This is a genomic window from Stenotrophomonas sp. SMYL8 (assembly GCF_036320065.1).
In the GTDB taxonomy this organism is placed as follows: Bacteria; Pseudomonadota; Gammaproteobacteria; order Xanthomonadales; family Xanthomonadaceae; genus Stenotrophomonas; species Stenotrophomonas maltophilia_A.
Window position 1 is genome coordinate 1 of the sequence record NZ_JAWIRR010000036.1, and the last position, 12,726, is coordinate 12,726.

Sequence of the window (12,726 nt, forward strand, 5' to 3'; positions counted from 1 at the left end):
CCGTTTTCCGCAGGAAAACGGATCTGACCCCTTCTTTCTCCATCCGACATCAGAAACTGCTTTTGCCTTTGCCATCCGCATCACCTCATGAACCTGTCGAGGCCGGGGTGGTGTGGGCTGGCAGGGGTATCCGCGCCATGGATGGCGCGGCTAAGCCCCCAAGGACGGGTTTACGGCGTCCCCTGCCAGCCCACACCACCCCGGCCCAGCCCCAGCATCACAAGGCGCCAGCGCTTTGGCTTCGGCCGTTGCTGTTGCCGTTGCCGTTGCCGTGCGCCTCTGCCTGCCGCAGGCATCGGCCCTCCCACCACCCGCACCCGATACAATGGCCGTCTGCCGTAGCCCGGCATCCCGTCCCTGAGCCAAAGAGTTGCCCATGTCCATCGTCCGCATGACCGACCTCGACCTCTCCGGCAAGCGCGTGCTGATCCGCCAGGATCTGAATGTGCCGATCGAGAATGGCCGCATCACCTCCGAACAGCGCATCACCGCTTCGCTGCCGACGCTCAAGCGCGCGCTGGAGCAGGGCGCGGCGGTGATGGTCACCTCACACCTGGGGCGCCCGAAGGAAGGCGTGTGGAGCGAAGCCGATTCGCTGGCGCCGGTGGCCCAGCGCCTGTCCGAGCTGCTCGGTCGCGAGGTTCCGCTGGTGCGCGACTGGGTCGACGGTGTCGACGTGCAGCCGGGCCAGCTGGTGCTGCTGGAAAACTGCCGCATGAACGTCGGCGAGGGCAAGGACGATGAAGCCCTGTCGAAGAAGTACGCCGCCCTGTGCGATGTGTTCGTGATGGATGCCTTCGGCACTGCGCACCGTGCGCAGGCCTCGACCCATGGCGTCATCCGCTTCGCCCCGGTCGCTGCCGGTGGCCCGCTGCTGATGGCCGAACTGGACGCGCTGGCGCAGGCGCTGGATGCACCGGCCAAGCCGCTGTTGGCCATCGTCGCGGGCAGCAAGGTCAGCACCAAGCTGGAACTGCTGGCCAACCTGGTCGGCAAGGTCGATCAGCTGATCGTCGGTGGTGGCATCGCCAACACCTTCATCGCTGCCGCCGGCTACAACGTCGGCAAGTCGCTGTACGAGCCGGACCTGCTGGACACCGCGAAGAAGATCGTGGCCGATGCCAAGGCGCGTGGCGCCGATATCCCGCTGCCGGTGGACGTGGTCACCGCCAAGCAGTTCATGCCGGACGCGGTTGCCGAAGTGAAGGCGGTCGACGCCGTAGCCGAAGACGACCTGATCCTGGACATCGGCCCGCAGACCGCGGCGCAGTACGCGCAGCTGATCGGGAAGGCCGGTACCGTGGTCTGGAACGGTCCGGTCGGTGTGTTCGAATTCGAGGCCTTCAGCAAGGGCACCGAAGCGCTGGCCCGTGCCATCGCCAGTTCGCCGGCGTTCTCCATCGCCGGTGGCGGCGACACCCTGGCCGCGGTCGACAAGTTCGATATCGCCCAGCAGGTCAGCTACATCTCCACCGGTGGCGGTGCGTTCCTGGAGTTCCTGGAAGGCAAGACCCTGCCGGCGGTGGCTGCACTCGACGCGCGCGGCGCATGAGTGCCGATCGCAGCAAGGATGTCCTGTTCTTCGACCTGGACGGCACGCTGATCGATTCGCAGGTGGGTATCACCGCCTGCATCGCCTATGCGCTGCAGAAGATGGACCATCCGGTGCCACCGCAGGAGACCCTGCTGGGCTGGATCGGTCCGTCGCTACGCACCACCTTCGCGCCGCTGTTCGGTGAACCGGCGCGGGTGGAACAGGCGGTGGGCTACTACCGTGAGCGCTTCGACGTCGAGGGCTGGCGCGAGCACACGGTGTACCCGCAGGTGGAAGACACCCTTCGCACGCTGCATGGTCGTGGCCATCGCCTGGCGGTGGTCACTGCCAAGAACGAGCCGCACGCGCGCCGCATCCTTGCCCACCTGCCGTTCGGTGGGCTGTTCGAGGAGATCGTCGGTTCAACCCTCGATGGCTCGCGCAGCCACAAGCCGGAACTGGTCGGCGAGGCGCTGCGTCGGCTGCAGGTGCAGCCCGCGCAGTGCTGGATGATCGGCGACCGCCGCATGGACATTGAAGGCGCGCGTCACCATGGCCTGCGCAGCGTCGGTGTGCTGTGGGGCTTTGGCGGTGAGGCCGAACTCACCGAAGCCGGTGCCGGGCAGCTGGCCCGTGAGCCGGCGCAGCTGGAAACGCTGCTGGCGTGATGCGCCGTTGATCGGTAACGCCGGGCCATGCCCGGCGGCTTAACCCAGCACCCGCCGGGCATGGCCCGGCGCTACCGCCACCCTGCGCCAGCGTATGTCCGACCGATGTCCGTTCCATGACCCGCGAAGTCAGGCAGCACAAGGCTGTAACCGTATACATGCGGCGTGAAGGATGTGCTAATTTCCGTTCTTTATCGGGAGAGGCCCATTCACCATGTTCGAGCGTCAGCGTCGCACCAAGATCCTTGCCACCCTCGGTCCGGCCACTGATCCGCCGGGCGTGCTGGAGGATCTGTTCCGCGCCGGCGTCAACGTGGTGCGCCTGAACTTCAGCCATGGCGATCCCTCCGGCCAGGCCAAGCGTGCTGCCGAAGTGCGCGCTGCCGCGGCCCGCGTGGGCGTGGAAGTGGGCATCCTGGCCGACCTGCCGGGCCCGAAGATCCGCATCGAGCGCTTCGCCGAAGGCAAGGTACAGCTGAAGGCGGGCAACCGCTTCGACCTGATCGCCAGCACCGGCGCCGGCCCGGGTGACGCCACCCAGGTGGGCGTGAGCTACCTCGGCCTGCCGCAGGACGTGGGTCCGGGCGATGTCCTGCTGCTCGACGACGGCCTGATGCAGCTGCAGGTGGTGGAAGTGCAGGGCGAACGCATCATCAACACCGTACTGAACGACGGTGTGCTGTCCGACCGCAAGGGCCTGAACAAGCAGGGCGGTGGCCTGTCGCTGGGCGCGCTGACCGAGCGCGACAAGGAACTGATCGGCATCGTCGCCAAGATCGGTGTCGACTTCATTGCCGTGTCGTTCTGCCGCAATGCGCAGGACATGAACGACGCGCGTGAGATCGCCCGCTCGCACGGCTGCGATGCCGCGCTGGTGTCGAAGATCGAGCGCACCGAGGCGATCGAGAACCTGGAAGAGATCGTCGAGGCCAGCGACGTGGTGATGGTGGCCCGTGGCGACCTTGGCGTGGAAATCGGCGATGCCGAACTGCCGGGCCTGCAGAAGAAGATCATCAAGGCCTCGCTGGCGCAGAACAAGGTGGTGATCACCGCCACGCAGATGCTGCAGTCGATGGTCGAAAGCCCGATCCCGACCCGTGCCGAAGTGCTGGACGTGGCCAACTCGGTCATCGACGGTACCGACGCGGTGATGCTGTCGGCCGAGACCGCTGCCGGTGCCTGGCCGGTCAAGGCCGTGGAAGCGATGGCGCGCATCTGCCTGGGTGCAGAGCGCCAGTTCCAGACCGAGACCGACTTCAACGCTTCGCCGCGCAACCTGGAACGTGCCGACCAGGCCATTGCCATGGCCACCATGTTCCTGTCGCAGCACGTGGGCGTGCGCGCGATCGTGGCGATGACCGAATCCGGTGGCACTGCTCGCTACCTGTCGCGTTTCCGCGCCAAGGCGCCGGTGTTCGCGGTCACCCGCCACGACGGTGCACGCCGCCAGATGGCGCTGATGCGCGATGTCTACCCGATCAACTTCGACAGCCGTGGCCTGACCCCGCGTGAAGCCGCACGCGGCAGCATCCGCCTGCTGGTGGAAGCCGAACTGCTGCACGCCGGTGACCGCGTCGTGTTCACCAGCGGTGAGCACATGGAAACCCTGGGCGCGACCAACACCCTGCGCCTGCTGGAAGTGGGCGAAGACGGCCGCGCCAGCGGCCTGGGCGATCTGTAAACCCAGGCGGCCCCGGGTCGGAGCCGCTGCGCGGGTCCGACCCGGGGTCAGATCCCCGAAGGGGGCGTGACCCGGCGCAACAGGACATCGCCTGTCCGGTGCGGACATTGGAATCGTTTCCAGACTGCCCTGCACGTCGGTGCAACGGGCGGCGGGGCTATACTTACGTTTTTCCCGCACCCGCCACAGGAAGTACATGAGCATCGAACAGCTGGCTGAAACCGCCCAGGCCATGGTTGCCCCGGGCAAGGGCATCATCGCGATCGACGAATCCACCGCTACCATCGCCAAGCGTTTCGCTGGCGTCGGTATCGAGAACACCGAGGAGAACCGTCGTGCCTACCGCGAACTGCTGCTGACCACGCCGAAGCTCAACGAGCACATTTCCGGCGCCATCCTGTTTGACGAAACCATCCGTCAGTCGACCAAGGACGGCGTGCCGTTCGCCAAGTACATGGCCGACCACGGCATGATTCCGGGCATCAAGGTGGACAAGGGTGCGCACCCGCTGGCCGGCTGCCCGGGCGAGCTGGTGACCGAAGGCCTGGACGGCCTGCGCGAGCGCCTGCAGGAGTACTACAAGCTGGGTGCGCGCTTCGCCAAGTGGCGTGCGGTCATCAACATCGGCGAAAGCATTCCGTCGGGCACCTGCATCGAGTCCAACGCCCACGCGCTGGCCCGCTATGCCGCCCTGTGCCAGGAATGCGGCCTGGTGCCGATGGTCGAGCCGGAAGTGATCATGGACGGCGACCACGACATCGAGACCTGCTACGAAGTCACCGAAGCCACCCTGCGTTCGCTGTTCGATGCCCTGTACCAGCAGAACGTGCTGCTGGAAGGCACCATCCTGAAGGCCTCGATGGTCATCTCGGGCAAGGGCTGCGATGAGCAGGCCGACGTCGAGGAAGTGGCCGAGTCGACCGTGATGTGCCTGAAGAGCACCGTGCCGGCCATCCTGCCGGGCGTGGTGTTCCTGTCCGGTGGCCAGAGCGACGAGCAGTCCACCGAGCATCTGAACGCGATGAACCAGCTGGGCAACCTGCCGTGGCCGCTGAGCTTCTCCTACGGCCGCGCCATGCAGCAGGCCGCGCTGAAGCTGTGGGCCAAGGACATGAAGGGCAACTACGCTGCCGCCCAGAAGACCGTGTACGAGCGCGCCAAGGACAACGGCCTGGCCGCGCTGGGCAAGTGGAACGGTTGATCCGTCCCATCGCAGGATGAACAGGGCAACGCCGGCATCACGCCGGCGTTTGCTTTTGCGGGTATCTTTTCCGCCCCCACGCACCGGGCCGGTGTGCGGGACATACATGGAAGGCCAAGGAGAAAAAACATGCGTTTGGCAGCAATCACACTGGCCGTCGCCACGGTCCTGGTCGCCGGCGGTTGCAACCGTCTCGGCGGCGGTGGTGACGCAGGCAAGGCCGCGTCTCTCGATTTCGACAAGCCGGTGTCCGGCGAGATCACATCGCGCAGCGGCATCAACTACAACGACGGCAGCCACCACCAGCTCTACCAGATCAAGCTGGAAGACAAGCAGCTGGTTGGGTTGAAGCTGACCGGTTCGCTGAGCGGCTCGATCGCCGTGTTCAACAACGGCAGCCTGGTGGCCACCAGCAATACCGGTTACGAACGCGAAGGCGATGTCTCGCTGGCCTTCCGTGCCAACGGTGGCGGCACCTACCAGGTGGCGGTCAACGCCAACGGTCCGAGCGCCTTTGGTCCGTACCGCCTGCGCGCCGAGAAGCTGAAGCCGTACGACGGCAAGCCGCTGGTGGGCAGTGGTGAGATCGTCGATATGCTGGCCAGCAACTCGCAGGACTACACCCTGCAGGTGGAGAAGGCGGGCCTGTACGAGATCCGCCTCGTCTCGGATGTCTTCGATCCGGTGCTGAAGCTGTCCGGCCAGGGCGTGGATGCCGAGAACGATGACGGCGGCGACAGCACCAACTCGCGCCTGAACCTCTCGCTGAAGCCGGGCAAGTACACCCTGACTGCACGCGGCCTCGGCGACGGCGTCAATGGCATGTTCACCCTGTCGGCCACCCGCATCGAACTGCCAGGCAACCTGGTGGATCGCGATGGCACGGCACTGCCGAAGTCGGGCAGCGCGTACACCATGCTCGACAACGAAGGCCGCCGCCGCTTCCTGCTGACCCTGGATCGTCCGGCCGACGTGCGCCTGGACGCGATTTCCAGCCAGGTCGATACCGTGCTGCGCGTGGTCGGCGGCGACGTCGAGCTGACCGACGACGACGGTGGCAATGGCACCAATGCACGCCTGGAAGAGACGCTGCCGGCAGGTCACTACACCGTCGACGTGTCCAGCCTGAACAACGGTGCGGGCCTGGTGGAAGTGCGCGTGCAGGTCGAAGGTGCCAGCGCCGACGGTGCTGCCGCCTCGGCCGCACGCGCCGCTGCGGATGCAGCTGCTGCCGTGGCCGATGACGCCGCTGCTGCGGTGGAAGCAGCCAGCCGTTGAGGTGATCCACACGTAGCGTGGATGACCTCAAGGCCGCAACGGGAAAGGCCGGGCAATGCCCGGCCTTTCCTTTTACCGGAAGCGCTGCGGTTCAGTGCGCAGCGGCGAAGCCCGCATCGCCCAGAGGCGGCAGCATCGATCCACGCGGTTCGTTGTCCGTGCTTTGTCCCGCGGCGCTCAATGCCTGCTGGTAGGCCTTCGCCGTAGCAGTGTTGAACGCCACCAGCACGATGCGCATCGGCTGTGCATGGCTGCGCTGCCACGCCAGTGTTTCCGTCACTGCGATCTGCGCGGCCTGGTACAGCGGATAGCCATACACACCGCAGCTGATCGCCGGGAACGCGATCGACTTCACGCCCAGCGACTCGGCCAACTGCAGCGATTTCCAGTAGCAGTTGGCCAGCAATGCCGGTTCGTCGCGCTGGCCGTCGTGCCAGACCGGGCCCACCGTGTGCAGTACATGCCGCGCAGGCAATGCGTAAGCGTCGGTGGCGCGCACTTCGCCGGTTGGGCAACGCACGCCCGGACGCAGCTCCGGCAACTGCTCGCACTCGGCCAGCAATGCCGGCCCGGCCGCGCGATGGATCGCGCCGTCGACGCCGCCGCCGCCGAGCAGTGTTTCATTGGCCGCGTTGACGATCGCATCCACCGCCAGGGTCGTGATATCGCCCTGCCAAACTTCGATCTTCATGCGTCCGTCTCCTGCCTGTGAGGTGTTCCGCGCAGCATCTGCGCCGGCTGTTCCCACGGTAGGGGACAGGGCATCGATACTGCGTCATGACCGTCTCACGCGCTGCGATCCGACGGACTTCACGCACGATGGCGGGCGACGCCTTCACGCAGGCTGAAGCAGAAAGGGCTCAGAGCTTTTTCCCGCACGGAAAAGGCTCTGACCCCTGCGATCCATGGTTCTGGCAAACCGGGTCAGAGCCCTTTCCCTGCAGGAAAGGGATCCGACCCAATGCATCACGGCAGGCCGGCCAGCCAGTCGTCGTCGGAACCCTCATTCACATCGGCGAACAGCGGTGTGGAGAAATAGCGCTCGCCGGTATCGGGCAGCATTGCCAGGATCACCGAGCCCGGTTCAGCGCGGGCGGCCACGTCCAGCGCGCTCGCCACGGTGGCGCCGGCGGAAATGCCGACGAAGATGCCTTCCTCCGCAGCCAGGCGACGCGCGGTGGCGATCGCGCGGTCATCTTCGACCGAGACCAGTTCGTCCACCACATCGCGGTTGAGCACGTCCGGCACGAAGTCCGGGGTCCAGCCCTGGATCTTGTGCGGCTTCCAGTCATCGCCCTTCAGCAGCGCGGCGCCGGCCGGTTCGGTGGCGATGATGCGGGTCTGCGGGCGCGCGACCTTCAGCACTTCGCCCACGCCGGTAAGCGTGCCACCCGTGCCCCAGCCACTGACGAAGTAGTCCAGCCGCTTGCCGGCGAAGTCGCGCAGGATCTCGGCAGCGGTGGTGTTGCGGTGATAGGCCGGGTTGGCCGGGTTGGCGAACTGGCTGGCCAGGAACCAGCCGTGCTGCTCGGCCAGTTCGGCGGCCTTGCGCACCATGCCGCTGCCGCGCTCGGCGGCCGGGGTCAGGATCACCTTGGCACCATAGGCGCGCATCAGCTTGCGGCGCTCCACCGAGAAGGTCTCGACCATGGTGGCCACGAACTTGTAGCCGCGCGCGGCGGCGACCATCGCCAGTGCCACGCCAGTGTTGCCTGAAGTGGCTTCGACAATGGTGTCGCCCGGCTTGAGCAGGCCGCGTGCCTCGGCGTCGAGGATGATCGCCAGCGCCAGACGGTCCTTCACCGAACCGCCCGGGTTGAACGACTCGACCTTGGCGTAGACGCTGACCTGCGGGGGCGCCAGGCGCTGCAGCCTGACGATGGGGGTGTTGCCGACGGTATCGAGGATGGAGTCGTACAGGGCCATGGAAGCGCTCCGGAAACGGGGCCGCGCCGGGCTTCGGCGGGCGAAGGGGGAGGGCTGGCTGTTCAGGCCAGCGGCTGCCGGCTGACCGTAGCGCCGGCATATGACGCCCGGAAATGACCAGATACCTTTCTTAAACAACCTTTGGTTATAAGCTGGTGACGGCAATTGACCCTAGAGTGGACCTCCGCCCCACGCCGCCTGCCTCCCATGACGCTGACCCAGCTGCGCTACCTGGTTGCCATCGCCGACGCCGAGCTGAACATCACGCTGGCCGCCTCGCGCGTGCACGCCACCCAGCCCGGTCTGTCCAAGCAGCTCAAGCAGCTGGAGGACGAGCTGGGTTTCCTCTTGTTCGTGCGCAAGGGCCGCAGCCTGGAGTCGGTCACCCCGGCCGGCACCGAGGTGATCGCCCGCGCCCGCGCGGTGCTGGCCGAGGCCAACAACATCCGCACCTACGCGGCCAACCAGCGCCGCGAGAGCCAGGGCCAGCTGATCCTGACCACCACCCACACCCAGGCGCGCTTCGTGCTGCCGCCGGCGGTGGCAGCGATCAAGCAGGCCTATCCCCAGGTGAGCGTGCACCTGCAGCAGGCCGGCGAAGCCGACGCGCTGGACCGCTTGAACCAGGGTGATGCCGATATTGCGATCATCAGCACGGCTGGCGGTGAGCCCACCGATGGCATCGCGGTGCCGCTGTTCCGCTGGCGGCGCCTGGTGGTGGTACCGAAGGGCCACCCGCTGGACCGCGCCGGCCGCGCCCCAGACCTGGCCGCGCTTGCCCGCCAGCCATTGATCAGCTACGAATCCTCGACCCGGCCGAATTCCTCGTTGCAGCGCGCCTTCGCTGCGAACGGCCTGGTGCCGGATCTGGCGCTGACCGCGCTGGATGCCGACCTGATCAAGACCTACGTGCGTACCGGTCTGGGCGTGGGCCTGCTGGCGGAGATGGCGGTCAGTTCCAACGACGAAGACCTGAGGTCGTGGCCGGCCCCGGAGCCGATCACTGAGTGCATTGCCTGGGCGGTGCTGCCTCGCGATCGCGTGCTGCGTGATTACGCGCTGGAGCTGGTGCACGTGCTGGCACCGCAGATCGATCCGCGTGATCTGCGCAGGGTGCTGGATGGCAACCAGGCGGCGGCGTGGCCGGTGCCACCGACGTGGGAGTCACTGACCCAGACCATCACGGTGTGAGGGGTTGGTCGAGCAGGGCTTGCAGCCCTGCACCTGCTGCGGACAAAGGCAACAGCAACAGCAGAAGCGGCATTCCGTGGGTTGGCGGGGCGGTGTCGGAGTGCGGGGACGCTGCAAGTACGTCCCTGTAAGCTTGGCAGCCGCATCCATGCGGCTGACACCCCGCACTCCGACACCGCCCCACCTCTGACAGATCCTGGCGGCTGTTGGTAGGTGTCGACCTTGGTCGACACGGTAGATCCACGCCATGCGTGGATGCATTTCGATTCCAATTCGAAATATTCGATTCCGATGGAGATTCATCCACGCATGGCGTGGATCTACTGCAGATCGCAGAAATCTGTCGAAGGCGGGGTGGGGGGGGGGGGGGGGGGGGGGGGGGGGGGGGGGGGGGGGCGCGGGGGGGGGGGGGGGCGTCCGGTTGCGGGGGCGTGAGCCGCATGGATGCGGCGACCGAGCTTACATGGACGTACTTGCAGCGGCCCCCGCAACCGGACCCACCCCACCTACCCACAGGAAGCCAGCTTTTGATGTTGCTTCGGCTCTTGCCGTTGACGTGGCCTCTGCGGGTGCAGGGCGCAGCCCTGCCGAAAAACCCCTCCTGCGACGGTTCGTCGCACGGGCAACCCTGGACCCGGCTCTACACTAGCGGGGTGACCCGCCTGTCCCGCCCGCAGCGCCTCCTGCTCCAGCTCGCCGTCCTGGCGACGCTGCTGATGGTGCTTGCGCCACTGGTCAGCCGCGCGCTGCAGGCGCAGCCGATGGAGCATGCCGCGATGGCAGGCATGGACCACGCCGCCATGGGCCATGACATGCACGACATGGCCATGGCCGGGCACGATCAGCACGGCGCCGCGCCGGCCGCGCCCAGCCGCCCGCCCGACCCCCACGCCATGCACGGCGAAGCCTGCGAATACTGTGTGCTGGCCATGCGCCTGCTGCCGTGGCTGGCGGTGCTGGTGCTGCTGTTGCCGCTGCTGTGGCGGCCGCGGCTGGTGTTCCCGTGGTCGCAGCAGGTGCTGCCGGCGCTGCGTTGGCCGGCGCATGCCGCGCGCGGGCCGCCGCGCCTCTCCTTCGTCCGCTGATATCCCTATCGAATCTGCCGCACGACGCCTGACCGGGCGCCGTGCGCGCGTGCGTACTTTGGAGCTGTTCCGATGAAAATGACTTCCCGCCCCGCGGGCGCCTGCGCGCGCCTGCCGGTTGCCCTTGGCCTGGCCGTGGCCGCGTCACTGGCCCACGCTGCGCCTGCCGAAGAGGCACGTACCCTCGACACGATGGTGGTCACCGCCGCCGCACCGTCGTCCCCGCTGCACTGGGTGACCGACCCGCGCCTGCCGCGGCAGCCGGTGCCGGCCAGCGACGGTGCCGATTACCTGAAGACCGTTCCCGGTTTCTCCGCCATCCGCAACGGCGGCACCAACGGTGACCCGGTGCTGCGCGGCATGTTCGGTTCGCGCCTGAACATCCTCAGCAACGATGGCAACCTGATCGGTGCCTGCCCGTCGCGCATGGACAATCCGCTGTCCTACATCGCGCCGGAAAGCTTCGACCGGCTGACCATCATCAAGGGCCCGCAGAGCGTGCGCTGGGGGGCGGGCGCGTCGGCCGGCACCGTGCGTTTCGAGCGCGATACGCCGCGCTTCGAGGAGCCGGGCCTGCGTGCCGATGCCAGTGCGCTGGTCGGTTCGCGCAACCGCAACGACCAGGTGCTGGACCTGACCCTGGGTAACCCGACAGGCTACGTACGCGCCAGCGGCAACCGTTCCGAAGCCGATGACTACAAGGACGGCCACGGTGACGTGGTGCCATCGAAGTGGCGCAAGTGGAACGGCGACGTGGCCATCGGCTGGACGCCGGATGCCGACACGCTGCTGGAAATTTCCGCCGGTGCCGGTGATGCGATCGCGCGTTACGCGGGCCGTGGCATGGACGGTGCCGCGTTCGAACGCACCAGCTACGCGGCGCGTTTCGAGAAGCGCAACCTGCCGGGGGCATGGGACACGTTGCAGGCCAACGTGTACTACAACAACGCCGACCATGTGATGGACAACTACACGCTGCGCACGCCGAACCCGAACAGCATGATGCCGATGCCGATGGCGTCGAACGTGGATCGCCGTACCCTGGGCGGCCGGGTCAGTTCCGAGTGGCGCTGGCAGGATGTGCAGCTGGTGGCGGGTATGGATGGCGAAGACAGCCGCCATCGTGGCCGCATGGGCATGGGCCGCGACACCTACCGCCAGGCCGCCTGGGAAACCGATGCCAACTTCCGCCGCTATGGCGTGTTCACCGAGTTGACCCTGGGTGCGGGCACCGACCAGCGCTGGATCAGCGGCCTGCGCATCGACCGCGCCAGCGTCCGCGATGAGCGGCAGTCGGTGCGCGGGATGATGGGCAACCGACCCAATCCCACGGCCGGGCAAACGCGCAAGGAATGGCTTGGCAGCGGCTTCCTGCGCTACGAGCAGGACCTGGCCGATGGCCTGACCTGGTACGCCGGCCTCGGCCACAGTGAACGCATGCCCGACTACTGGGAGCTGTTCTCGCCCAACCACGGCCCGGCCGGTGCGGTGAACGCGTTCACCGGCGTGCAGCCCGAGCGCACCACCCAGCTTGATGTGGGCATGCAATACAAGGGGCCCCGTGTGCAGGCCTGGGTCTCGGCGTACGCCGGGCAGATCCAGGACTACATTCTGTTCACCTACCACGGCAGCGGCATGATGGGCATGAGCCAGGCCCGCAACGTTGATGCACGTATCGCTGGTGCCGAGGCGGGCCTGGAAGTGAGCGTGGCCGAGCAGTGGAAGCTGGGCGGCACGCTGGCCTATGCCTGGGGCGAGAACCGCGACCAGCATCGCCCGTTGCCGCAGATGCCACCACTGGAAGCACGCCTGAGCGCGAACTGGGAAGGCCAGCGCTGGAGTGCCGGTGCGCTGCTGCGCGCGGTGACCCACCAGCATCGTGTCGCAAATGGCCAAGGCAATGTGGTCGCGCAGGACCTGGGGCCGAGTGCCGGCTTCGCCACCTTCGCGCTCAACGCTGCTTACCGCTTCAGTTCGCAGCTGCAGCTCAGCGCGGGCGTCGACAACCTGTTCGACCGTGCCTACAGCGAGCACCTGAATCTGGCCGGCAGCGCCGACTTCGGTTTTCCGGCTGACCCGGTGCGCATCAACGAGCCGGGCCGCAGCCTGTGGATGAAGGTGAACTACCGGTATTGATCCGCCGGGTGTAAAAAAAAACCGGG

The 12,726-nt window shown here is 67.0% G+C and carries 10 protein-coding genes; 8 read left to right on the plus strand and 2 right to left on the minus strand.

Annotation, left to right across the window (positions count from 1 at the left end; translation table 11 throughout):
* Nucleotides 1-376: 376 nt before the first annotated feature.
* From V3B25_RS19650 to V3B25_RS19670, 5 genes are all read left to right on the plus strand, one after another.
* Complete coding sequence (locus V3B25_RS19650; protein ID WP_032127869.1) at nucleotides 377-1,552, plus strand: phosphoglycerate kinase; 1,176 nt, start codon at nucleotides 377-379, stop codon at nucleotides 1,550-1,552.
* Nucleotides 1,549-2,202, plus strand: a complete 654-nt coding sequence (locus tag V3B25_RS19655) for an HAD hydrolase-like protein (protein ID WP_049463104.1) — start codon at nucleotides 1,549-1,551, stop codon at nucleotides 2,200-2,202. Before V3B25_RS19650 ends, V3B25_RS19655 begins: the two co-directional genes overlap by 4 nt.
* A 214-nt stretch (nucleotides 2,203-2,416) precedes the next feature.
* Nucleotides 2,417-3,883: a pyruvate kinase gene (gene pyk / locus V3B25_RS19660; protein WP_329811424.1), complete on the plus strand. Its 1,467-nt coding sequence runs from the start codon at nucleotides 2,417-2,419 to the stop codon at nucleotides 3,881-3,883.
* Nucleotides 3,884-4,079: 196 nt separating this feature from the next.
* Entirely contained in the window at nucleotides 4,080-5,084 is a 1,005-nt protein-coding gene (locus tag V3B25_RS19665; protein ID WP_010481439.1) for a class I fructose-bisphosphate aldolase, read from the plus strand.
* Between the two features lie 129 nt (nucleotides 5,085-5,213).
* Entirely contained in the window at nucleotides 5,214-6,362 is a 1,149-nt protein-coding gene (locus V3B25_RS19670) for an ABC transporter substrate-binding protein (RefSeq protein ID WP_329811425.1), read from the plus strand.
* 91 nt (nucleotides 6,363-6,453) lie between these two features.
* Here V3B25_RS19670 and V3B25_RS19675 read toward each other — a convergent pair whose 3' ends face one another.
* Complete coding sequence (locus V3B25_RS19675) at nucleotides 6,454-7,053, minus strand: O-acetyl-ADP-ribose deacetylase (protein WP_032127873.1); 600 nt, start codon at nucleotides 7,051-7,053, stop codon at nucleotides 6,454-6,456.
* Nucleotides 7,054-7,328: 275 nt separating this feature from the next.
* Nucleotides 7,329-8,288 (minus strand): cysteine synthase A, encoded by a 960-nt coding sequence (gene cysK / locus V3B25_RS19680; RefSeq protein ID WP_014038293.1) that lies wholly within the window; start codon nucleotides 8,286-8,288, stop codon nucleotides 7,329-7,331.
* 207 nt (nucleotides 8,289-8,495) lie between these two features.
* Between cysK and V3B25_RS19685 the strand changes: the two genes are divergently transcribed.
* The 3 genes from V3B25_RS19685 to V3B25_RS19695 all read left to right on the plus strand — a co-directional run bounded on the left by V3B25_RS19685 (nucleotide 8,496) and on the right by V3B25_RS19695 (nucleotide 12,700).
* Nucleotides 8,496-9,479: a LysR family transcriptional regulator gene (locus V3B25_RS19685; protein ID WP_043403003.1), complete on the plus strand. Its 984-nt coding sequence runs from the start codon at nucleotides 8,496-8,498 to the stop codon at nucleotides 9,477-9,479.
* 653 nt (nucleotides 9,480-10,132) lie between these two features.
* Entirely contained in the window at nucleotides 10,133-10,564 is a 432-nt protein-coding gene (locus V3B25_RS19690) for a DUF2946 domain-containing protein (RefSeq protein WP_032130216.1), read from the plus strand.
* A gap of 72 nt (nucleotides 10,565-10,636) precedes the next feature.
* Complete coding sequence (locus V3B25_RS19695) at nucleotides 10,637-12,700, plus strand: TonB-dependent copper receptor (RefSeq protein ID WP_329811426.1); 2,064 nt, start codon at nucleotides 10,637-10,639, stop codon at nucleotides 12,698-12,700.
* The last annotated feature ends 26 nt before the right edge of the window (nucleotides 12,701-12,726 follow it).